This window comes from Streptomyces hainanensis, from assembly GCF_004348415.1.
In the GTDB taxonomy this organism is placed as follows: Bacteria; Actinomycetota; Actinomycetes; order Streptomycetales; family Streptomycetaceae; genus Streptomyces; species Streptomyces hainanensis.
Genome location: NZ_SMKI01000063.1, coordinates 1 through 22,154, shown reverse-complemented (window position 1 = coordinate 22,154; position 22,154 = coordinate 1). Strand labels below are relative to the sequence as shown.

General features: G+C 73.9%; 20 protein-coding genes, 1 tRNA gene and 1 pseudogene. 11 read left to right on the top strand and 11 right to left on the bottom strand.

Annotated features, from left to right (window positions below):
* Positions 1–293: 293 nt before the first annotated feature.
* Together E1283_RS08425 and E1283_RS08420 are read right to left on the bottom strand one after the other, a co-directional pair.
* Positions 294–1,682: pseudogene (locus E1283_RS08425) on the bottom strand (HAMP domain-containing sensor histidine kinase); the annotation flags it as partial.
* Complete coding sequence (locus E1283_RS08420; protein WP_132817287.1) at positions 1,679–2,392, bottom strand: response regulator transcription factor; 714 nt, start codon at positions 2,390–2,392, stop codon at positions 1,679–1,681. The pseudogene E1283_RS08425 and the gene E1283_RS08420, both read right to left, overlap by 4 nt.
* A 32-nt stretch (positions 2,393–2,424) precedes the next feature.
* On the opposite strand from E1283_RS08420, the gene E1283_RS08415 reads away from it, so the two are divergent.
* Entirely contained in the window at positions 2,425–2,892 is a 468-nt protein-coding gene (locus tag E1283_RS08415) for a hypothetical protein (RefSeq protein WP_243744686.1), read from the top strand.
* 39 nt (positions 2,893–2,931) lie between these two features.
* Here the strand turns inward: E1283_RS08415 and E1283_RS08410 are convergent, their stop codons facing one another.
* A complete protein-coding gene (locus E1283_RS08410) occupies positions 2,932–3,798 on the bottom strand; it encodes a spermidine synthase (RefSeq protein ID WP_132817285.1) in 867 nt (288 codons plus the stop codon).
* 72 nt (positions 3,799–3,870) lie between these two features.
* Positions 3,871–4,233 carry a hypothetical protein gene (locus E1283_RS08405; protein WP_132817284.1) on the bottom strand — a complete coding sequence of 121 codons (363 nt, stop codon included), beginning with the start codon at positions 4,231–4,233 and terminating at the stop codon, positions 3,871–3,873.
* Between the two features lie 182 nt (positions 4,234–4,415).
* Between E1283_RS08405 and E1283_RS08400 the strand changes: the two genes are divergently transcribed.
* A complete protein-coding gene (locus E1283_RS08400) occupies positions 4,416–5,828 on the top strand; it encodes an NsdA family TPR-like regulatory protein (protein ID WP_132817283.1) in 1,413 nt (470 codons plus the stop codon).
* A gap of 18 nt (positions 5,829–5,846) precedes the next feature.
* Here E1283_RS08400 and E1283_RS08395 read toward each other — a convergent pair whose 3' ends face one another.
* The gene (locus tag E1283_RS08395) at positions 5,847–6,452 is read right to left on the bottom strand and encodes a histidine phosphatase family protein (RefSeq protein WP_132817282.1); all 606 of its coding nucleotides are present in this window, start codon (positions 6,450–6,452) and stop codon (positions 5,847–5,849) included.
* Between the two features lie 185 nt (positions 6,453–6,637).
* On the opposite strand from E1283_RS08395, the gene E1283_RS08390 reads away from it, so the two are divergent.
* The 3 genes from E1283_RS08390 (at position 6,638) to E1283_RS08380 (ending at position 8,107) form a co-directional block, all read left to right on the top strand.
* Positions 6,638–7,567 (top strand): phosphatase PAP2 family protein, encoded by a 930-nt coding sequence (locus tag E1283_RS08390; protein WP_132817281.1) that lies wholly within the window; start codon positions 6,638–6,640, stop codon positions 7,565–7,567.
* Positions 7,568–7,615: 48 nt separating this feature from the next.
* A complete protein-coding gene (locus tag E1283_RS08385; protein WP_132817280.1) occupies positions 7,616–7,960 on the top strand; it encodes a hypothetical protein in 345 nt (114 codons plus the stop codon).
* A gap of 73 nt (positions 7,961–8,033) precedes the next feature.
* Positions 8,034–8,107: transfer RNA gene (locus E1283_RS08380), tRNA-Lys, on the top strand.
* 71 nt (positions 8,108–8,178) lie between these two features.
* Here E1283_RS08380 and E1283_RS08375 read toward each other — a convergent pair.
* Positions 8,179–9,375, bottom strand: coding sequence for a M6 family metalloprotease domain-containing protein (locus E1283_RS08375; RefSeq protein WP_425086145.1), 1,197 nt, complete (start codon positions 9,373–9,375; stop codon positions 8,179–8,181).
* A gap of 390 nt (positions 9,376–9,765) precedes the next feature.
* On the opposite strand from E1283_RS08375, the gene E1283_RS08370 reads away from it, so the two are divergent.
* Positions 9,766–11,553, top strand: coding sequence for a putative bifunctional diguanylate cyclase/phosphodiesterase (locus tag E1283_RS08370; RefSeq protein ID WP_279571243.1), 1,788 nt, complete (start codon positions 9,766–9,768; stop codon positions 11,551–11,553).
* 112 nt (positions 11,554–11,665) lie between these two features.
* Here E1283_RS08370 and E1283_RS08365 read toward each other — a convergent pair whose 3' ends face one another.
* Together E1283_RS08365 and E1283_RS08360 are read right to left on the bottom strand one after the other, a co-directional pair.
* Positions 11,666–12,754, bottom strand: a complete 1,089-nt coding sequence (locus E1283_RS08365) for a tartrate dehydrogenase (RefSeq protein WP_132817277.1) — start codon at positions 12,752–12,754, stop codon at positions 11,666–11,668.
* Between the two features lie 82 nt (positions 12,755–12,836).
* A complete protein-coding gene (locus E1283_RS08360) occupies positions 12,837–13,724 on the bottom strand; it encodes a LysR family transcriptional regulator (protein ID WP_132817276.1) in 888 nt (295 codons plus the stop codon).
* Positions 13,725–13,873: 149 nt separating this feature from the next.
* On the opposite strand from E1283_RS08360, the gene E1283_RS08355 reads away from it, so the two are divergent.
* The gene (locus E1283_RS08355; RefSeq protein ID WP_132817275.1) at positions 13,874–14,251 is read left to right on the top strand and encodes a hypothetical protein; all 378 of its coding nucleotides are present in this window, start codon (positions 13,874–13,876) and stop codon (positions 14,249–14,251) included.
* On the opposite strand, the gene E1283_RS08350 is transcribed toward E1283_RS08355, so the two are convergent.
* A complete protein-coding gene (locus tag E1283_RS08350) occupies positions 14,248–15,000 on the bottom strand; it encodes a maleate cis-trans isomerase family protein (RefSeq protein ID WP_132817274.1) in 753 nt (250 codons plus the stop codon). The two genes, E1283_RS08355 and E1283_RS08350, sit on opposite strands and share 4 nt — an antisense overlap.
* An 8-nt stretch (positions 15,001–15,008) precedes the next feature.
* Positions 15,009–16,019, bottom strand: coding sequence for a maleate cis-trans isomerase family protein (locus E1283_RS08345; RefSeq protein WP_132817289.1), 1,011 nt, complete (start codon positions 16,017–16,019; stop codon positions 15,009–15,011).
* Positions 16,020–16,237: 218 nt separating this feature from the next.
* Between E1283_RS08345 and E1283_RS08340 the strand changes: the two genes are divergently transcribed.
* Together E1283_RS08340 and E1283_RS08335 are read left to right on the top strand one after the other, a co-directional pair.
* Positions 16,238–17,236, top strand: a complete 999-nt coding sequence (locus E1283_RS08340) for a D-2-hydroxyacid dehydrogenase (RefSeq protein WP_132817273.1) — start codon at positions 16,238–16,240, stop codon at positions 17,234–17,236.
* Positions 17,233–18,678, top strand: coding sequence for an amidase (locus E1283_RS08335; protein WP_132817272.1), 1,446 nt, complete (start codon positions 17,233–17,235; stop codon positions 18,676–18,678). Before E1283_RS08340 ends, E1283_RS08335 begins: the two co-directional genes overlap by 4 nt.
* Here E1283_RS08335 and E1283_RS08330 read toward each other — a convergent pair.
* Positions 18,659–19,180, bottom strand: a complete 522-nt coding sequence (locus tag E1283_RS08330; protein WP_132817271.1) for a DUF3830 family protein — start codon at positions 19,178–19,180, stop codon at positions 18,659–18,661. The two genes, E1283_RS08335 and E1283_RS08330, sit on opposite strands and share 20 nt — an antisense overlap.
* Before the next feature lie 85 nt (positions 19,181–19,265).
* Between E1283_RS08330 and E1283_RS38600 the strand changes: the two genes are divergently transcribed.
* Positions 19,266–19,379: a DUF6157 family protein gene (locus E1283_RS38600; RefSeq protein ID WP_243744685.1), complete on the top strand. Its 114-nt coding sequence runs from the start codon at positions 19,266–19,268 to the stop codon at positions 19,377–19,379.
* 274 nt (positions 19,380–19,653) lie between these two features.
* Positions 19,654–22,071, top strand: a complete 2,418-nt coding sequence (locus tag E1283_RS08325) for an ATP-binding cassette domain-containing protein (RefSeq protein WP_132817270.1) — start codon at positions 19,654–19,656, stop codon at positions 22,069–22,071.
* Positions 22,072–22,154: the final 83 nt, after the last annotated feature.

The window sequence follows — 22,154 nt, the reverse complement described above, 5'->3', positions numbered from 1 at the left end:
GGTGGGGTCCTCGGCATCGGGGGGATGATCACCGGCCGCGCGCGGCGGCCGCGCCGCGGCGGCGTCGGCGGTGCGGTGGCCGGCGGCGGCGGAGCGGCCGGCATGGGCGGCACGACGGTCGCCGCGGCCGGGGGCCGGCCGCGGCGCAGGCGGCGTGGTGGGGGTGCCGCCCGGCGGCCGGCGAAGATCTGGCGATCGAGCCACCGCGCGGCTCGTTCCCATGGACTCCCCGCGTCCGTCCCGGAACCCTTTCCGGCAGCGAGGCCGGAGAGGGGGGCGAGGGGAGCCTGGCCCCTGGCCCGGTGCCGCGTACCGCGGCGCCGGGTCGGGGCCGGGTACTTACGGGTCCAGCCGCCGTCCCTGGCGAGCCAGAGTCTGATCTCGGCGCCGCCGAGGATGGAGCGGCCGATCCGCAGGTCGCCGCCGGTGGATTCGGCGAGGCGGCTGGCGATGTCGAGGCCGAGGCCGGTGGAGCCGCGGCCGCCGTCGCCCTCGCCGCGCCTGAGGGCGGCCTCGGGGTCGGCGATGCCGGGTCCCGCGTCGGAGACCAGCACGATGACGGCGTCGGCGGCGCCGCCCGCGCGGTACATGTCGACGGAGAACGCCGTGCCCTCGGGGGTGTGCCGGAAGACGTTGCCCAGCATCGCGTCGAGCGCGGCGGCCAGGTCCGCCCTGGCGACGGGGACCGGGACGGGTTCCTCGACGCCGGCGACCCGGAGTTCGCGGCCCTCGTCCTCGGCGAGCGCGGACCAGAAGTCCATCCGGTCCTTGATCACCTCGGCGGCGTCGGTGACCTCGCGGGGCCGGCCGTCCGGCACCGCGTCCCGGTGGGCGCGGGCGGTGGCGATGATCTCGTCGACCTCGCCCTCCAGCTTCTCGACCGCCTGCCTGGTCTGCTCGGCCGCGTCGCCGTCGCCGAGCGAGGCGGCGTTGAGTCGGAGCACGGTGAGCGGGGTGCGCAGTCGGTGCGAGAGGTCGGCGGCCAACTCGCGTTCGGCGGCGAGGAGTCCGGCGACCCGGTCGGCCATGGAGTTGAACGCGGTGGCGGCGGAGCGCAGTTCGCCCGGTCCCTCGTCGGGGACCGGGACCCGCACGCCGAGCTTGCCCTCGCCGAGTTCCCGGCTGGCCTGCGCGAGTCGTTCGGTGGCCATCACGGTGCGGCGGGCGAGTCGGTCGGCGACGGCGGCGGAGCAGACGACGAGGCCGAGGCCGACGCCGGTGAGCACCAGCCAGGCGACGGCGACGCCGTCGGTGAGCTGGTCGGAGGTGACGAACACCTCGATGAGGGCGGTGCGTTCGCCGTTCAGGGGGATCGGCTGGACGAGGGCCACCCCGCCGGGGACGGTGAAGCGTTCGGCGCTGCCCTGTTCGGCGACGTGGTCGAGCACGTCCTGGGTCACCCGGTGTCGGCCCAGCGTCTCGTACGGTTCGCCCCGGCGGCCCGGCAGGTCGATGGCGACCCGCCCCTCGGCACCGGCGTCCGTGCCGGTCACCGCGCGCTCCAGGTCGTCGACGTCGCGGGCGAATCCGACGGCCGGGGCCAGCAGGGCGGCCTGGCGTTCGGCGGCGGAGACCGCCCGGTCGACGGCGACGTCGCGGACCAGCATGCCGAGCGGGACCCCGAAGGCGACCACGACCATGCCCGTGACGGCGAGGAACCGCCGGATCAGGGACCATCTCATACGGGTGGCTCCAGTTTCACGCCCACCCCGCGCAGCGTGTGGAGGTACCGGGGGCGGGCGGCGGTTTCGCCCAACTTGCGGCGCAACCACGAGAGATGGACGTCGATGGTCTGATCGTCGCCGTACGACTGGCGCCAGACCTGGGTGAGGAGTTCCTTGCGGCTGACCACGACCCCGGGGCGTTGTGCGAGAAACGCCAGGAGATCGAACTCGCGTCGCGTCAGGTCGAGTTGTGTTCCGTCGAGTTGGGCGAGCCGGCGCAGTGGGTCGACGGCGAGGCCGCCGACGCGGAGCACCCCGTCGCCGCCGCCCGTGCCGCCGTGGCCGCTCTGGCCGTTGGCGCCGTTGCCGCCCGCGCGGCGCAGCACGGCGGCCATCCGTGCCGAAAGGTGTTCCACCGAGAAGGGTTTGACCAGGTAGTCGTCGGCTCCGTCGTTCAACAGCCGGACGATCTCGCCCTCGTCGTCGCGGGCGGTGGCGATGATCACCGGGACGTCGGTGACGCCGCGCAGCATCTTCAGCGCCTCGCGACCGTCCAGGTCGGGGAGGCCGAGGTCGAGAATGACCACGTCGAAGCCGATCTGGGCGACCTCGCGCAGTGCCTGCAGTGCGGTGCCCACGCTACGGACGCTGTGTCCCGCCTCGGTGAGATGCCGGATAAGAGCGGATCTCACAAACTGGTCGTCCTCCACAACAAGCACATGCGCCATGCGCGGCACCGTACGCCATTAGAGTGGCGCCGATGCAGCGGTTTCTGGTCCGCGTTGGGAAGGCCGTCGCCTGGGTGGTTTCGACCGGTGCGGCGGTGGGTGTGGCGTGGCTGGGCGTGCATGCGGTGCTGGGCGCGGCCAGTGAACCGCCGCGCGCCGTTCAGGTCTCGGACGACGTCTCCGACGGTCCACCAGAGGCCTCTTCGACGCGCCGCCCACGCCCTCCGGACGCCCACGACTCGTCCGAATCATCCATGGAATCCGGTACGTCCGGCGTCGAGACGGTCAACACGGCCGGCGGAGAGGTGGTGTTACTGGTCGGGTCGGACTCGGCCGAGCTCATCTCGGCCACGCCCAATCCGGGCTGGGAGATCCGAACCCGGGAGCAGGAAGGCCTCATTCGCGTGATGTTCACAGATGAGGAGGGTCGGCGGGCGCCCGTGACGGTCCTGTGCGCCTGGCTCGACTCCCCTCCGGAGATCCAGACATACCGGGACTGAACTCCGATGCGTACGCGGTCGATCACGGCTTGAACTCGCCTATCCGAAGGCTCCGGCCGGCGGCGGAGGCGAGGGGACGGCTGTGGCGTCGGTCACAGTCGGAGCACCGCCGGTGAAGTCGAGGAGCTCCCGGCCGGTCACCACCCTGGCCGGCCGGGGGTCGGCGGCGCAGCGTCGGGTCAACTCGGCCACGGGCAGCGGGTCGTCGGCGGCGAGCAACACCCCGTTGCCGAAACGCCGGCCGCGCAGCACGGCGGGCTCGGCGGCCAGGCAGGCGCCGGCGAAGCGGTCGAGCGCGGTCGCGGCCTGCGCGCGCAGGTGTCCGAGTGGCGGCCCGTCGGCGATGTTGGCCGCGTACCAGCCGCCGGGGCGCAGCACCCGCCGCGCCAGGTCGAGGAACTCGGCGCTCGCGCAGTGCGCCGGGGTGCGGGCGCCCTGGAAGACGTCGGCGATGACCAGGTCGGCCCAGCCCTCGGGGAGCCGGTCGAGCAGGGCCCGGGCGTCGACGGCGCGGACCCGGATCCGGGCGGTGTCGGGCAGCGGCAGCTCGCGGCGCACGAGGGCGGTGAGCGCGGCGTCCGGCTCGGCGGCCTGCTGGCTCGACCGGGGTCTGGTGGCCGCCACGTAGCGGGCGAGGGTGAGGCCGCCGCCGCCGAGGTGGACGGCGTGGATCGGCCGGCCGGGCGGCGCGACGAGGTCGACGGCGTGCCCGAGCCGCCGTTGGTACTCGAAGGACAGCCGGGTGGGCTCGTCGAGGTCGACGTGCGACTGCGGTGCGCCGTCGAGCAGCAGTTGCCAGGCGCGCGGCCGGTCCGGGTCGGGCACGAGCTCGGCGAGGCCGCCGCCCACGTCCTCGCGCACCCGCTGGCTGGTCGCTCCCCCGCGCCGCCGTCTCTCCTTCGCCATGCCCCCAGTCTGCCGGTTCGCCGGACGGGCGGCCGCGGCCGGTCCACCGAACGCCCGGCGGGCGACCAGCGGCTACGGGCGGCAGCGGTCGACGGCGGCGAGCATCGAGACCGCCTCGTTCAACGCGGCGCGCAGCCGGTCGGGCTCGGTGGCCTGCCGGACGGCGCGGTCCGGCGGGACCAGCCAGCCGGTGCCGGTGACCGGCGGCAGGGCGCCCCGGCGGGAGCCGGCGTACGTCTGGGTGCAGGCGCTGCCCGGCAGGTCCCAGCGCTCGGCGGTGCCGGGCGGCACGATGAAGCCCAGCGTGTCACCGGTGCGGTCGTGCAGCACCGGCCCGACGCCGTGGCGCAGCCGCAGGATGTCGACGGCCTCGAGCCCCTCGCGCGCCGGTACGGTGACCAGATCGCAGGGGGCCGCCTCACCGGTGTCCGCCATGGGGGTTTCCTCTCCTCACGCTTCCTTCGGTCGGTCGCGGTGTACAACGGCCGTAGCGCGTCAACGGCTACGGCCTCGGACCGCTGAAATGGTTGGCAGTTCATGGCAGATCGCGGGTGGGATATCCGTTTTGTAGCGAAACATGCTGTAGTGCCGCTACGGGTGCGGGTACGGTCTCGCGCATGGCGACGTCACCATCCGCCTCCCGGCCGTCCGGTCCCAACCGGCTCTTCCGGGAGTTGCGGGGGCAGTTGTCCCCCGGCGAGTTCGCCGCCGCCGTGCGGCGCGCCGCGCGCGAGATCGGCGAACGGGTCTGCTGCGACGCCCGGTACGTCGGGCGCGTGGAAGCGGGCGAGATCCGCTGCCCTAACTACGCGTACGAACGGGTATTCCTTCATATGTTCCCCGGCCGTTCGTTGGCCGATCTGGGCTTCGAATCCCGACTGACGGTCCGCGGCCGCCGAGTGGGCGCCGAGCCGGAACCCGGCGCGGCCCCCTCGCCTCCACTCCCATCGCACTCCGCGCACCCCACCCCGATCACCGACGACCCGGAGGAGGGCGACGTGCTGCGTCGCGCGTTCATGACCGGCGGATCCGCCGCCGTGGCGAGCCTCACCACCCTGTCCCCGTCTCCCCTGCCCGCCGGCGGCGCCACGGCCGCCGCCGCCTCGGCGGCCGGCCGGCCGGGCGAACGGGAGGCCGTCGCCGTCCACCGGACGGTCGCCGAGATCCGGCTCCACGACGACAGACACGGCGCCGAGGACCTGTTCCGCGCCGCGGGCGAAGCCCTGCGCGCCGCCTACCAGTTGGTGGACACCGGCGCCCGACGTGCCGCCGTCAACGACCGTCTGCAGTCGGGCGCCGGCGAACTGGCGATCTCCGTCGGCTGGTTGGCCCACGACTCGGGCCGGCTCGCGGACGCCCGCTCCTACTACGCGGAGGCGCTGGCCACCGCCCGGGTCAACGGCGACGCGGCGCTCGAGGCGCACGCGTTCTGCAACACCGCCTTCCTGGCCAGGGACGCCGGCTGCCCCCGGGAGGCGGTGCGCGCGGCGCAGGCCGGGCAGCAGGCCGCCAGGTCGCTCGGCCTGCCGCACCTGCGGTCGCTCCTCGCGTTGCGCGAGGCCAGCGGCTGGGCAGCGCTCGGCGACCGCGGCGGCTGCGAGGAGGCGCTGTCCCGGGCGAGCGCCACCTTCGAGCGGGGCCGGGGTGCGGTCGAGGCGGCGCCCGAGTGGATGTCGTTCTTCGGCGACGCGGAGTTCGCCAGCCAGCGGGCCGGCTGCTGGGCCGCGCTCGGCGACTGGGAGCGGGCCGCGGCCTGCTCGGCCGAGTCCGTGACGGCCGCGCTCGGCGAGCCGCACTTCGCCCGCAACATCGCGCTGTACTCGATGGAGCACGCCGAACACCTGGCGTCAGGGGACCGGCCCGAGGAGGCCGCGGCGCACGCCGGGCGGGCGGTCGACCTGCTCGGCCAGGTGCGGTCGGGGCGGATCAGGACGATGCTCGACGCCCTGGCCGGCCGGCTGCGGCCGGCCGGCGGCGACTCGACGGTGGCCGCGTTCCTCGACCGCCGCCCCGAGTGGGCCACGGGCTGACCGGCCGGGCGGGCGGGACTACCCGCGCTCCTCCAGGTGGCCCGTGTCGTTCCAGCGCTCGATCGCCGGCTCGCCGTAGGCCCAGCCCAGCGCGCAGAGCGCGGCGGCCTCCAGCTTCAGCCGGGCCGCGAACCGGATGTCCTCGCCGAGCCAGCGGGCGGCGATCGCGCGGAGGATGTGTCCGTGGGCGAAGAGCACCGCGTCCCGCTCGGCGGCGCGCGCCCAGGCGACCACGGTGTCGGCGCGGTCCGAGAGCTCGGCCATGGTCTCGCCGCCGGTCACGTCGTCGCGCCAGATGACCCAGTCCTGGCCGCGCCGGGCGCGGATCTGCTCGGTGGTGAGCCCCTCCTGGTCGCCGTAGTCCCACTCGCGCAGCGCGTCCCAGCCGGTGGCGCGCTCGCCGAACCCGGCGAGCTCGCAGGTCTCCCGGGCCCGGGACAGCGGGCTGGTGCGGACCTCGGCGCCCGGCAGCCCGTTCCAGGGGGCGTGGTGCAGCCGCTCCCCCAGGGCCTTGGCCTGGGCGCGCCCCTCGTCGAGCAGCGGGACATCCGTGTGTCCGGTGTGCCGCCCGGCCACCGACCAGGCCGTTCGTCCGTGCCGGACCAACACGATGCGCGCCGCCATGACCGTCCTTCCCTCCGTTTCAACCGTCTCGTCCGTCACTCATCATCCCGTACGCAACCAAGCGGGGCTCCCCCGGCGTCCTTACCCCCGCGCTTCGGCATACGGTGGTGCTCATCACACGGCCGCCAGCCGCCGTGAACGTGAACCCGACATGAAGCCGACGCGAGTGGGGAGTCTGAGTCCGCATGCCCCGTGACCGGCCACGCCTGTGGGCCGAGCTGCTGCTGATCGTGGTCGTCTACGGCGCCTACACGGTGGCCCGGCTGGCCGCGCGCGGCGACGTCAGCACGGCCGTGGACAACGGCCTGCGCATCCTCCGCATGGAGAACGCGCTCTGGCTGCACCCAGAGGTCCCGCTGAACGAGCTGTTCACGCAGGAGGCCTGGATCGGGGTGCCGTCCTCGTTCGCGTACGCCTCACTGCACTACATCGTGACGCCGATCATCCTGATCTGGCTCTTCCGCTGGCGGCCGGCGCACTACCGGCTGATGCGCACCTGGCTGCTGACCTCCACGCTGCTCGGCCTGGTCGGTTTCACGCTGGTGCCGACCAGCCCGCCCCGGCTGCTGCCCGGCAACTACGGCTTCGTCGACAGCCTCGCCCAGTACGCGCAGTACGGCTGGTGGACGGACGACGCGAGCGCGCCGAGCGGCATGGGCGACTTCACCAACCAGTACGCGGCGATGCCCAGCCTGCACGTCGGCTGGTCGCTGTGGTGCGGCGTGGCGCTCTGGCACTACGGGGCGCGCGCCCCGTGGGTGCGCGCCCTGGCCGTCGGCTATCCGCTGATCACCACCATCGTGGTCATGGGCACGGCCAACCACTACTTCACGGATGCGGTGGCCGGCGCCGGCGTGATGGTGCTCGGGCTGCTGCTCGCCCGCCCGCTGCTGCGCGTCGGGGAGTGGCTCCGGGGGCGTTACGACCTGGCCTGGATCGCGTCCCGGGCCGCGCGCGGCAGGAGCCGGGAGGTGGCGAAGGGGCCGCGCGGCCTGACCACGCCCCGGCCGCGCGACGGGCAGGCCCACGAGCGGCTGTCCGCCGCCGAGCGGCTTCGCGGGGCGTCGCGGCACAATGGATCGGCACGGCGGAAGCAGTTCGCCCCGCCGTCCTGAGATCGGCCGAGGCCGGGTGCGCCGAGGCCGGGTGAGGAGAGCGTCCGCATGTCCGATTCCGGCAAGGCGCCCGAGCCGCCGCGGTACCGCCGCCCGGCGGCGCTGTTCTTCGAGCCGCCCGCCGAGCAGCCGGACGAGGAGCACTTCTTCGCACTCGAGTCGATCGCCGAGCCGGGCGAGCTCCTCGACCGGGCGACGGAGCTCGCGGTGGCCTTCCAGGCGGCCGCGGACCGCTCGGTCGAGTTCCAGGCGATCGCGGCCGCCCGGCTGGCCGACCCCAAGCGGTTCGACCGCGTCCCGGCGTCCGCCGTCGCGGAGCGCGCCGGGTGGACCGAGGACTACGCGCTCAAGATGATCGAGTTCGGTCGTGAGCTGCTGCGGCGCCGTCCCTAAGGCCCAGGTGGGTGGGGTCCCCGTCGATTTTTGTTCCGCCGGACGGGGGTGCTAGAGTTTACGACGTCAGCAGGCGCCGCTAGCTCAGTTGGTTAGAGCAGCTGACTCTTAATCAGCGGGTCCGGGGTTCGAGTCCCTGGCGGCGCACCTGATGAAGGGGCCCCACCGAGAGGTGGGGCCCCTTCCTTGTGTTCGCTCCCGCTTCCCTCACTCCGGCCTCACTCCGGCCCTCGTTCCCGGACGATCTTGATGTCCCAACCGCCGGTGGCCGTGCGGTCGCCGACCTCGACGCGGATGCCGGTGTCCGCGTCGTAGTAGCTCTCGCCGGTGCCCAGCGGGGCGTCGGCCAGCCGGGGGTGCACGGAGGCGGCGTGGCAGGCGCTGGTCTCCGGATGGCCGTCCAGCACCTTGATCGGGCCGTCGGCGGACGCCACGTCGCTGCGCACCCGGTAGAGCAGCACGCCATGGGTGCAGGTGGTGGCGTCGTTGCCCGTCGGGGCGCGCGCCTCGGCCACCAGCGCCTCCTCGGGGCCGAGGCGGACCACGGCGAGCCGGGTGTCGGTGGCCGGCGCCGAGCCGTCGAGCGGGGCGGCGAGCGGCTGGAGGGTGTGCCGGGTGGTGCCGAGGCCGCGCACGCAGTCGACGTGGTCCGCGTCGAGCCAGCCGAGCTTCCACTTGTGCCAGCCGAAGAGTTCCGGCGACAGGCCGAACTGGCTGCCCATCAGGTCCCAGTCGCCGACGTGGGTGTCCCAGTCGCCGTAGCCGTCCTCCGGCCGGTTGTAGAGGTCGGGCAGGTCGAAGACGTGTCCGGTCTCGTGCGCCAGCACGTTCCGGTCCGGCGGGCGGCGCTCGAAGACGGTGACGACGCGGCGGACGCTGGCGTCCCCCACCGTCATGGGCCGGTCGAAGTTGACGACCTTGGTGGCGTCGGAGTCGACGCCGGGCGCGTCGGGGTCGGCGACCAGGTAGATCACGTCGTACTCGGCGAGGTCGACGTGCGGCGCGACGGCGCCCAGCGCGTCGCGGAGGTACGCGTAGCGCCGGTCGGGCTCCCAGTCGCGCTGTATGGCGTAGGAGCGGGAGTCGTCGGGCATCTCGATCCAGCGGTCGGTGACGGTGGGCCGCAGCTCGAACGTGCCGTAGGAGGCGGCGCGGAAGTAGTCGGTGGTCGCCGGGAAGTAGTCCTCGGCGATCGTGGCCGGGCTGGCCTTCGGGCTGGCGTCCGGGAAGGAGAGGAACAGCATGACGGCCGTCAGCTCGCCGACCGGCTTCGGGTAGTCGCCGTTCCAGCTGTCGACGCCCTCGGAGTGGTGGATCGCCGCGCGGGGCAGGCTGCACGGCTCGTCGGCGAGCGCCCGGGTGCCGGGGCCGGCCGTCAGCGTGGTGCCGATCAGGGCGGCCAGTGCGGTGAGCACCGCGGCGGGTCTACGGTAGGCGCGGCGCACATCGACCTCCCGTCGAGCCGTGGGGAACCGTGAGGGAACACCGCCACCACTCTGTTCAGATTTGGGAGGACTTGGCCTGTTTCAGTAGGCCGCGCGGGTCATGGGCAATACGATCACCCTCCGTATTCATCGCTCGTTAACGATCGTGACTACCTACACGTCGAGCAGAAACGATCAGCTTCTCGAAAATTTGTCGCAAGCACAGATTTCAGAGATCAAGACAGGCCCGCCGGGCACTGGCTCCAGCCGCCGCGCAACCTCTATGATCGCCACATTTCCAGCGCGGATGCGCCAGCGAGCAGCCGGCGGGCGCCCGACAGCAGCATCCGCCAGGCGACCAGTCCCCTCCGGGAGCGATCGGTGAACGGACCCCCCAAAGGACCGGGCCAAGACCCCGAAGGCGGCCTCGGCGCGACCCCGACATCCTTTACGGAGAGTGATGTTCTCCGGGACTATCGGGCGGCCTTCAGGATCGCCCAACTGCCGATGGCGTTGGTGGGCAGATCGGGCCAGATCCTGGCGGCCAACCCCGCGCTCGGGCTGCTGCTCGGCGTCGAGCCGGCGGCCCTCGCGGGCCAACGCGCCGACGCCGTCACCGGGCTCGGCCTGGACGGCCGCACCCGCGGCTCGTACCACGCGGTGCTCCGCGGGCACAGCGACCGGATGCGGTGCACCCGGCGGCTCAAGCACGCGGACGGGCACACGCTGTGGGCCGAGGTCACCGTGCTGCCCACCGGCGACGACGCGGCCGCGGCGACGGCCGCCCTGCTCACCGTGCAGGACATCAGCGAGCGCCGCGACCTGCAGCAGCGGCTGCGGCACATCCAGATGCACGACCCGGTGACCCGGCTGCCCAACCGGGCCCTGTTCTTCGAACGGCTCACCACCGCGCTCGCCGACTCGGCGACCGGCCGGATCGGCCTGTGCTACCTGGGGCTCGACGGCTTCAAGGCGATCAACGACACCCTCGGGCACCGGGTCGGCGACCAACTGCTCGGCGCGGCCGCCCAGCGGCTCGCCCACTGCGCGACGGGCGCCGGCGGCCACCTCGTCGCACGCCTCGGCGGGGACGAGTTCGCGGTGCTGGTGGAGGGGTCGTCCGGCACGGAGCAGCTGACCGGCCTCGCCGAGGCCATGCTGACGGCGCTGCGGCCACCGTTCGACCTGGACGGCCAGCGGCTGGCCGTCTCCGCGAGCATCGGCGTCGTGGAACGCGAGTCGGCCGGCACCTCGGCCACCAACCTGATGCAGGCGGCCGACACGACGCTCTACTGGGCCAAGACGGACGGCAAGGCCAGGTGGACGCTCTTCGACCCGGAGCGGAACGCCAACCGGATGACGCGGCAGTCGCTCTCCTCGACGCTCCGGCCGGCGGTGGACCGCGGGGAGTTCACGCTGGAGTACCAGCCGATCGTGGGGCTCGCGGACGACATCGTGCGCGGGGCGGAGGCGCTGGTGCGCTGGAATCACCCGCGGTTCGGGAAGCTCGGCCCCGACAAGTTCGTCGGCCTGGCCGAGGAGAACGGCGCGATCGTGCCGCTCGGGCGCTGGGTGTTGCGCGAGGCGTGCCGGCAGGCCCGCCGCTGGCAGCTCGACCACCCGGCGGCGCCGCTGTTCGTGAGCGTCAACGTGGCGGTGCGTCAGGTGTGGGACTCGGACCTGGTGCGGGACGTGGCGGAGGCACTGGAGGAGTCCGGGCTGCCGTCCGGGCTGCTCCAGCTGGAGCTGACCGAGTCGGCCGTGATGGGCTCGGCCGGCCGGCCGCTCCAGGCTCTCCAGGCGCTGTCCGACATGGGCGTCCGCATCGCCATCGACGACTTCGGCACCGGTTACTCCAACCTCGCCTACCTCAGCCGTCTCCCGGTGCGGGCCCTCAAACTCGACGGCCTCTTCGTCCGTGGCTTCCGCACCGCCCGCCACCTGAACCCGGCCGACGAGACGATCGTGACGTCCCTGGTCCAGCTGGCCCACAAGCTGGGCCTGACGGTGACGGCCGAGTGCGTGGAGGGTCCCGCCCAGGCTGAACGCCTCCGCCGCATCGGCTGCGACACCGGCCAGGGCTGGCACTACGCCCGCCCCATGCCACCCGCCGCCCTCTCCCAACTCCTCACCACGCCGTCGCTGCGCGGCGGCCCGGCCGACACGTAGCCGCGCACCGCGCGGCCGCGCGAAGCGCGGCGCCGGCCGGGCCCGGGCGGCTCAACGCCGGCACCACGCCGCGGCGCGGCGCGCGGCACCGGTCGGGTCGGGTCAGGTCAGGTCAGGTCAGGGCCGTGATGACGGCCTGGGTCGTGGCCCTGGTGGTCGCCGTGCCGCCGAGGTCGTGGGGGAGGATGCCGGCGCGGGTGGTGGTGTGGATGGCCTGGTGGAGGCGGGCGGCCTCCTCGGGGAGGCCGAGGTGGTCGAGCATCAGGGCCGCGCTGCCGATGGCACCGATGGGGTTGGCGAGGCCGCGGCCGGCGATGTCGGGGGCGGAGCCGTGGACGGGTTCGAACATGCTGGGGAAGCGCCGTTCGGGGTTGAGGTTGGCGCTGGCCGCCAGGCCGAGGCTGCCCGCCAGGGCGCTGCCGAGGTCGGAGAGGATGTCGGCGTTGAGGTTGGAGGCCACCACGACCGACAGGTCCTGCGGCCGGAGCACGAAGCGCGCGGCCATCGCGTCGACCAGCACGCTCTCGGTCTCGACGTCGGGGTAGTCGGCGGCGACGCGGCGGAAGACGTCGTCCCAGAGCACCATGCCGTACTGGAGGGCGTTGCTCTTGGTGACGGAGGAGACCTTGCGGCGGGTCCGCGTCCGCGCCAGGTCGAACGCGAAGCGGATGATCCGCTCGCAGCCGACCTCCGTGAACAGCGCCGACTGGACGGCGACCTCGCCGCCCCGGCCGCGGGCGGCGAGGTTGCGGCCGCCGAGGCCCGCGTACTCGCCCTCGCTGTTCTCGCGGACCACGACCCAGTCCAGGTCGTGCTCGTCGGCGTTCCGCAGCGGGCCGCGGACGCCCGGCAGGAAGTGGACGGGCCGGACGTTGGCCCACTGGTCGAAGCTCTGGCAGATCCGCAGCCGGAGTCCCCAGAGGCTGACGTGGTCGGGGACGGTCGGCCAGCCGACGGCGCCGAAGTAGATCGCGTCGAACCCGCGCAGCCGTTCCAGGCCGTCCTCGGCCATCATCCGGCCGGTGCGGGCGTGGTGGTCGCAGCCCCAGTCGAACTCCTCCCAGTCGAACGCGAACCGGCCGCCCGAGCCGGCGGCCAGGGCGTCGAGGACCTCGCGGCCGGCGGCGACGACCTCGGCGCCGACGCCGTCGCCCGGGATGGCGGCGAGGCGGAACACGGAGGGGACCGGAGTGGTGGGCATGGCGGCTCCCGGGGGATCGGTGGCGGGGTTCGAGTGCACCGCGCCGGACCCGGCGCCGTCCAAGACGCGTTGTCGATCCGGGTCATAGGCCGGGCCGATGGGACGCGGCGAGGCGCAGGAACGCGTCGGCCGCCGGCGTCAGGTGGGCCCGGCGGGCGACCAGCGCCACCCGGAGTCGGGCCGTGCCGGCGATGGGCGCGGCGACGGCGCCGCAGCGGCGGGCCAGCGGGATCCACGCCGAGGACAGCACCGCGACCCCGACGCCGGCCAGGACCAGCGGCAGGATCGACGTCCGGTGGTCGACGACGGCGGCGACCCGGGTGTCGGGCACGTTGGCCAGGATGTCGTCCACGATGCTCCGCATCAGGCTGCCGGGGCGTGAGGCGATCAGTGCCCGGCCGGCGAGCCGCGCCGGTTCGACCTCGACGCCGTCCTCGAAGGGGCCGTCGGGCGGCGCGACCACGGCGAACGGCTGTTCCGCCAGCTCCATCACCGTGAGGCCCGGCGCGTGGACCGGGGTGGCCGAGCCGAGCAGCCCCAGCTCGCAGGCGCCGCCCCGCACCAGGGCGAGCACGTCGTCCGGGGTGAAAGCGGCCCTGGCGCTGACCGTGAGGCCCGGGTGGCGGGCGGCGAAGGCGCGCACCAGGGTGGTCAGCGGCTCGATGCCGGGCGACGGCATGGTGGCGATCTCGACCGTGCCGCGCCGCCCGCCGCGCAGCGCGGCCGCGGTGTCGCGGACGGCCGCCAGGTCGCGCAGCACCCGCCGGCTGGGGCCGAGCAGTTCGGCGCCGGCCGCGCTGAGTACCGCGCCGCGGCCGACCCGGTGGAAGAGTGCCACGCCGAGTTCGGCCTCCAGGTTGGCCATCGACTGGGAGAGCGAGGGCTGTGCCACGTGCAGCGCGGCGGCGGCCCGGCTGAAACCCCCGTGTTCGACGATGGCCAGGAAGTACTCCAACTGCCGTGCGTCCACGCCGCCTCCGTGTCCGGGCGACGGTGGCCGGCCGCCGTCGTGAATCCCGTCACAGTGGTCAGGTTCACGACGAGAAACGCGTGGGCGGGCGCGGCGGCTTGTCGCCAAACCCTGTACTCGGTGTGATGATTTGGCCATACTTCGCAGCCATGACGATCACTGTTGAGAACATCACACCTACCCAGCTCGAGGAACTCCTCGGGGACGAGGGCACTCCTGTCGTCCACCGCGCGCTCTGGGCCCTGTTGTGGGAGAGCGAGGTCCGGGTGCACGACCTGTTGTCGCTCGAGGTGACGGATGTCGGCCTCGACGAGCGGGAGATGAGAACCGTCGCCGCCCGGTTCAGCGAGCGGGCCGGCGCGTTGCTCGCCGAACTGGTCGGCGACCGGGAGACCGGCCCGCTGTTCGCCGTCGGGGAGCGGGCGTTGACGTGGGAGGAGGCCGTCCGGGCGGCCGGGGACCGGGAGATCGCGATCCACGCGTTCCGCACCGGCGGCAAGAGCCACCGGCGCGGGCTGGGCGGCTAGCCGTGCTGTCCGGGGGCGGGTCGGCCGGCGAAGAGTGAACCCATCGCCGGGCAGGGCGCGGCCGTGTGGGCGAGCAGCCGCAGCCCCTCCCAGGCGGTGACCTGGTTGGCGGTGAGCACCGGTTTGCCGAGCTCCGCCTCGAGCTCCGGGAGCCAGGCCGCCGTGTGCAGCGCGGTGTCCGGCAGCAGCACGGCCTCGGCCTCGGGATGGTCGCCCGCGCGGGCGAGCCGGAGCACCTCGTCGCGACCCCAGGTGCCCACCTCGGCGGCCGTGATGATGCCGCTGCCCCGCATCGCCACCACCTCGATGCCGGCGGCGCGCAGGAAGTCGACGAAGAGCGTGGCCACGTCCGTCGGATAGGTGGCCGCGACCGCCACCCGCCGCAGGCCGAGCGCCACCGCGGCGCGGGCGAAGGCGAACGAGGTGCTGGACGCCGGCCGGTCGGCGGAGGCGGCGAGGCGGCGCACCTGGTCCTCCGCGCCGTCCCAGCCGTAGACGAAGCTGGCGCTGGTGCAGGCCCAGACCACGGCCTCGGCGCCGGCGCCGGTCAGCTCGCCGACGACGGCCGTCAGCCGGTCGACGGAGCCCATCTCCAGCAGCGCGTCCACCCGGTGCGCGTCGGTGCCGATGTCCGTGTGCACGAGGGGCAGCGCGACGTCGTCGCCGGCCGCGTTGAGCAGCGACTCCATGCGGGGGAAGTCGTCCTCCGCGGAGTATCCCGGGTACAGGAATCCGACCGTGGTCGTCATGCGCGAGCTCACCTCTCCTCTTCGGACGTTCCCGACGGGCCGGGCGGCAGGCCGAGGCCGCCGTCCGGCTCCGGCAGCAGGTCGCCGTCCGAAGGCCCGGCCGAGGCCACGGCGGCCGCCAGCGGCTGGTCGGGGGCCTGCGGCGGCCCAGGGATCAGCGACGACCCGCCGGCCAGCGGCTCCGGCGCCGTCAGCGGCGCCTCGGGCAGCCGCGGCCCCTCGACGCCCCGTGACGGCTCGGCCGCCACACCGCCGAGTGCCGCCGGGCCGCGCCGGGCGGCCGGGTCGAGCAGCGCCTGGTAGGGGCCGACGGCCTCCCGGCCGATGGCCCGCAGCGCCGCCCAGATGGTCACCTGGTTCGCGGAGATCACCGGGATCCGCAGCTCGGCCTCCAGCTGCGGGATCACGTCGTAGGTCGGCAGGTTGGTGCAGCTGATGAACAGCGCGTCCGGCGCGGGGCCGGGGCCGGCCACCGCCTGGTGCGCCATGTCGACGACGTCGCGGTACGGCACCCGCCAGATCTCCCGGGTCAGCCCCAGGTAGCTGCGCCCCGAGACCTCGATCCCGGCCTCCCGCAGGTAGTCCTCCAGGGCGTCCGTGACCGACCTGGTGTACGGCGTGACCACCGCCGTCCGACGGGCGCCCAGCTCGCCGAGGGCCTCGATCAGCGCGCCCGAGGTGGTCAGCGCCGGGATCTCGCCGGCCCGCGTCATCTCGGCCGTCATGGCCCGCTCCCCCGCCACGCCGCCGACGAAGCTGCCCGACGTACAGGCGTAGGTCACGATCTCCGGACTGACGGCGCTCAGCGCGCGCACGGCCTCGGCCAGCGTCTCGTGCTCGCTGACCATCCTGGCCAGGTGCAGGCTGACCTCGACCGGGACGAACGGCGTCCGCGTGACGTGCAGCGACACGTCGTCGGGCACCCAGCGCCACAGCTCGCGATCGAGCGCGAAGTCGAACGGCGCGACGACGCCGACACCGCGCTGCGGCTGCGGCCCGCCGAGGAAGGAGAGCTCCATGTTGGGCGTGTCAGACATGTCGGAACCCCGATCGTGAGAGCGGAGACGAGGAGCCTTCGGCTGGCCCTCGAACCGATTAGTGGAAATCATGGGGCTGGAAGCGCGGAAGGGACTGGATGTACGTGCCCTCGTCCACGAAGGTAGGTCCCGACCCGGTCGCGGTCAATCCTGGCCCTCTTCAATGAAACACCCACTCGTTTCGAAACGGTTTCTCCGCCATGTCCCAGCCTCGTGTCCTGGTCCTCGACGCCGAACCACTACCCCGCCTCGACCGGCTAGCGGGCCGGGCCGAGGTACTGCACTCCGACGAGAACTCGCTGGTCGACCGCCTGCCGGCGGCCGACGTGCTGCTGGTGTGGGATTTCACATCGGACGCCGTCCGGCACGCCTGGCCCGGCCCGGGCCCCCGCCCCTCCTGGGTGCACACGGCGAGTGCCGGCGTCGACCGGCTGCTCTTCCCCGAGCTGCTGGCGTCCGACGCCGTGATCACCAACGCCCGCGGGGTCTTCGACGGCCCGATCGCCGAGTACGTCGCCGGCCTCGTCCTGTCCCTGGCCAAGGACTTCCGGGTCGGCTGGGAGCTCCAGCACGAGCGGCGCTGGCTGCACCGGGAGACCGAGAAGGTGGCGGGCGGCCGGGCCGTGGTCGTCGGCTCGGGGCCGATCGGGCGGCGGATCGGCGACACGCTGCGGGCGCTCGGCCTCCATGTGACGCTGGTCGGCCGCCGGGCCAGGGGCGAGGTGCGGGCGGCCGACGAGCTGCCCGGGCTGCTCGGCCTCGCCGACTGGGTGGTCTGCGCGGCGCCGCTCACCCCGGAGACCACCGGCCTGTTCGACGCGGCCGCCTTCGCCCGGATGAAGCCGACGGCACGTTTCATCAACGTCGGCCGTGGCCAGCATGTGGTGGAGCGCGACCTGGTCGCCGCGCTGCGCGCCGGCACGCTGGCCGGGGCCGCGCTCGACGTGTTCGAGAACGAGCCGTTGCCGGCCGACAGCCCGCTCTGGGACGTGCCGGGGCTCGTCGTGTCGCCCCACATGAGCGGCGACACCTTCGGCTGGCGGGACGACCTCGGCGAGCAGTTTCTCGACAACTTCGACCGCTGGCACGCGGGCGAGCCGCTGTTCAACGTCGTCGACAAGGACCTGGGCTACGTGCCCTCCGAGCCCGCGTCGGGGCACACGCCGCCGCCCGCGTCGGACTCCCCGGAGGAACCGTGACCGACCTCACCGCACTGACCACCTTCACCGCCACCCAGCTGACCAGCGCCTACGCCGCCGGCGAGGTGTCCCCGGTCGCGGTGGCCGACGCGGTGCTGGACCGCGCCGACGCCGTCCAGCGGGCCGTGAACGCGTTCGTGTTCGTCGACCGCGAGGGCGCGCTCGCCGACGCGCGCGCCGCAGCCGAGCGCTGGCAGCGCGGGGCGCCTGCGGGGCCGCTGGACGGGGTGCCCGTGACCGTCAAGGACATCCTGTTCCAGCGCGGCCACCCCACGCTGCGCGGCTCGGCCGCCGTCTCGACCGCCGGCCCCTGGGACGAGGACGCGCCGGCCGTGGCCCGGCTGCGCGAGTCGGGCGCGGTCTTCGTGGGCAAGACCACGACCCCCGAGTTCGGCTGGAAGGGCGTGACGGACTCCCCCGTCTGGGGCGCCACCGGCAACCCGTACGACCCGGCGCGCACCGCCGGCGGGTCGAGCGGCGGCGGGGCGGCCGCCGTGGCGCTGGGCGCCGGGCCGCTGAGCCTGGGCACGGACGGCGGCGGCTCGGTCCGGATCCCGGCCGCGTTCTGCGGGATCTTCGCGCTCAAGCCGACCTACGGGCGGGTGCCGCTCTACCCGGCCAGCGCCTTCGGCACCCTGGCCCACGTCGGCCCGATGACCCGCGACGCGGCGGACGCGGCGCTGCTGCTCGACGTGATCGCCCGCCCCGACTCCCGCGACTGGTCGGCCCTCGACCCGGTCCGGCACAGCTACCGCAACGCGCTGGCCGGCGGCGCGGCCCGGCTGCGCGGGCTCCGCGTCGCCTACTCCCCCGCGCTCGGCTTCGGCGTCCCGGTCGTCCCCGAGGTGGCGGCCGCGGTGCGGCGGGCCGTCGACCGGCTCGCCGACCTCGGCGCCCTGGTCACCGAGGTCGACCCGCCGCTGCCGCCGCTCGACCAGCTGCGCGAGGCGTTCCACGTGCTGTGGTTCAGCGGCGCGGCCCGGGTCACCGAGCCCTTCGACGCGGAGCGTCGCGCCCTGCTCGACCCCGGGCTGCGGGAGATCTGCGCGGCGGGCGCCGGCTACAGCGCGCTCGACTACCTGGCGGCCGTCGACGTGCGGATGGCGGCCGGCCGGCTGATGGGGCGCTTCCACGAGTCGTACGACCTGCTGGTCACCCCGACCCTCCCGATCACCGCGTTCGAGAACGGCGTGGAGGTGCCGGCCGGCTCGGGCCTGACCCGCTGGACGGAGTGGACGCCGTTCACCTACCCGTTCAACATGACGCAGCAGCCCGCCGCGTCCCTGCCGTGTGGCGTGGACGGCGACGGGCTGCCGATCGGGCTCCAGTTGGTGGCCGCCCGGCACGCCGACGACACGGTGCTGCGGGCCTCGCACGCGCTCTACGAGGCGGGCGTGGCCGGCGTCCCGCTGCCGCCGGAGGCTACGCCCGCCGAAAGCTGAGCGTCTCGCCGAGCGCGCCGGCGCGCCACAGGTCCTGGCAGGCGTCCGCCATCCGGTCGAGGCCCTCGGTGATCGTCCCCCACACGATCCCCGGCACCCAGCCGGCGTCCCCGTTGATCAGCAGGTTGTTCCGCTCGTAGAACAGGGCGAGGTCGACGACGGTGGCCCGGCCGCGGTGGCTGGCGTCCTGCTCGTAGCCGTAGGAGGCGGTGGCGAGCTGCGTGTCGGAGAACGTGAAGTAGCACAGGTCGCCCGGGATCGGCGTGATCGTCGGGTTCTCCAGCGGGGGCTCGCGCGGCGCGAAGGGCTCCACGAGGGCGTAGATCTCGTTCCGCGCGTACTTGGCGTGGTAAACGTCGCCGCCCAGCGGCAGCGCGTTCCAGATCGCCTCGCAGGTGATCGGCGCGCGGTCGCCGAGCAGCCGGGCGGTGCAGCTGACGCCGCGCTTGTCGAGCGAGACGGTGATGTACCGCTCGGGGGTGGGGGACTCTGACTCGGACATGTGGGGGCCTGCCTCTCGTCGCTGGTCGTCGCTGGTCGTCGCTCGCGAGTGCCTACCCAGGATGCCGTCAGGCACCATGGCGGACATGGACGTGAACTACCTCGACACGCTGATCGCGGTCGCCGACGACGGCCCGGTCGAGGTGGCCACGGTCCCCGCGGCGCGGGGCGCGAAGCCCAGGGTCGCGACCCTCCAGTAGGAGCTGATCGCGGGCGCGCCGGGCGAACTCACCCAGGAGGACGTCATCTTCGAGACCTGGCTGAGCCGCCAGGACCGGCCGCGGCCGGCGGCCGCCGAGCGCGCCGCGCCGGGCCTGAGGGGCGCGGGCCGTCGGGCGGATCCGGTCAGGATCGGAGAAGCGTCGGCCGAGGGCCGGTGGCTAGGGTGAGCCGGTAGGAGAACCGTACGAATTGCCCGAGATCGTTGCCCGAGGATCGTCCGGGCAGGCGGCCCCGCCCGACACTGGAGACCCGATGAGCAAGGCCCCCCGCACCGAGACGCCGTCGCCCGCGCCGCACGCCGCCGACCGCCACGACCTGATCCGGGTGCACGGCGCGCGCGAGAACAACCTCAGGGACGTCGGCGTCGCGATCCCGAAGCGCCGGCTGACCGTGTTCACCGGCGTCTCGGGCTCGGGCAAGAGCTCCCTGGTGTTCGGCACGATCGCCGCCGAGTCGCAGCGGATGATCAACGAGACCTACAGCGCCTTCGTGCAGGGCTTCATGCCGAACCTGGCGCGGCCCGACGTCGACGTCCTCGACGGGCTGACCACCGCGATCATCGTGGACCAGCAGCGGATGGGGGCCGACCCCCGCTCCACGGTCGGCACCGCCACCGACGCCAACGCGATGCTGCGGATCCTCTTCAGCCGGCTCGGCGAGCCGCACATCGGGCCGCCCAGCGCGTACTCCTTCAACACCGCGTCGGTCCGGGCGAGCGGTGCGATCACGGTCGAGCGGGGCGCCAGGAAGGCCGTGAAGGCCACCTTCTCCCGCACCGGCGGGATGTGTCCGCGGTGCGAGGGCCGGGGCGCCGTCTCCGACATCGACCTCACCCAGCTCTACGACGACTCCAAGTCGCTCGCCGAGGGCGCGTTCACCATCCCGGGCTGGAAGTCGGACAGCTTCTTCACCGTGCGGGTCTACGCCGAGTCGGGCCTCCTCGACCCGCACAAGCCGATCCGCGAGTTCACCGAGCGGGAGCTGCGGGACTTCCTCCACCACGAGCCGGTCAAGGTGAAGGTCGAGGGCGTGAACCTCACCTACGAGGGCCTGATCCCCAAGATCCAGAAGTCGTTCCTGTCCAAGGACAAGGAGGCGATGCAGCCGCACATCCGGGCCTTCGTGGAGCGCGCGGTCACCTTCACCGCCTGCCCCGAGTGCGAGGGCACCCGGCTCAGCGAGGCCGCCAGGTCGTCGAGGATCGCCGGGCTCAGCATCGCCGACGCCTGCGCGACGCAGATCAGCGACCTGGCCGGCTGGATCGGCGGCCTGGACGAGCCCTCCGTCGCCCCGCTGCTCGCCGCGCTGCGCCACACCCTGGACTCCTTCGTGGAGATCGGCCTCGGCTACCTCAGCCTCGACCGGCCGGCCGGCACGCTCTCCGGCGGCGAGGCGCAGCGCGTCAAGATGATCCGCCACCTCGGCTCCTCGCTCACCGATGTGACGTACGTCTTCGACGAGCCGACCACCGGCCTGCACCCGCACGACGTCCAGCGGATGAACGGCCTGCTGCTGCGGCTGCGCGACAAGGGCAACACGGTGCTCGTCGTGGAGCACAAGCCGGAGGTCATCGCCATCGCCGACCACGTCGTCGACCTCGGCCCCGGCGCCGGCGCGGCGGGCGGCTCCGTCTGCTTCGAGGGCACCGTCGCGGAGCTGCGGGCCTCCGACACGGTGACCGGCCGGCACCTGGACGACCGGACCGCGCTCAAGGAGTCGGTGCGGAAGCCCACCGGCGTCCTGGAGATCCGCGGCGCCACCGCCCACAACCTGCGCGACGTCGACGTCGACATCCCGCTCGGCGTGCTCACCGTCGTCACCGGGGTCGCCGGCTCCGGCAAGAGCTCGCTGGTGCACGGGTCCCTGCCGCCGGGCGAGGGCGTGGTCTCGATCGACCAGAGCCCGATCCGCGGCTCGCGGCGCAGCAACCCGGCCACCTACACCGGGCTGCTCGACCCGATCCGCAAGGCGTTCGCCAAGGCCAACGGCGTCAGGCCCGCCCTGTTCAGCGCCAACTCCGAGGGCGCCTGCCCCAACTGCAACGGCGCCGGCGTCGTCTACACCGACCTGGCGATGATGGCCGGCGTCGCCACCCCGTGCGAGGAGTGCGAGGGGAAGCGGTTCCAGCCGGCGGTGCTCGACCACCACCTGGGCGGCCGCGACATCAGCGAGGTGCTGGCGATGCCGGTGACCGAGGCCCTGGAGTTCTTCGGCCCCGGCGAGGCGGCCACCCCGGCCGCACACCGCGTGCTGGCGCGGCTCGCCGACGTCGGGCTGGGCTACCTCACCCTCGGCCAGCCGCTCACCACGCTCTCCGGCGGCGAGCGGCAGCGCCTCAAGCTGGCGACTCTCCCCCAGCCTTCGGCCGGGGGGACCCCCAGGGGCGAGAAGGGCGGCGTCTACGTCCTCGACGAGCCGACCGCCGGCCTGCACCTGGCCGACGTGCGGCAGCTGCTCGGCCTGCTCGACCGGCTCGTGGACGCCGGCAAGTCCGTCATCGTGGTGGAGCACCACCAGGCCGTGATGGCGCACGCCGACTGGATCATCGACCTCGGTCCCGGCGCCGGCCACGACGGCGGGCGCGTCGTCTTCGAGGGCACCCCGGCCGACCTGGTCGCGGCCCGCACCACCCTCACGGGGCAGCACCTGGCCGCCTACCTCGGCGCCTGACGGCGGCGCGCGGCGCCCCCGGATCGCCGGCGCCGCGCGGCACGATGACCCCATGACCCGAGAATCCAGACATATCGCCCACC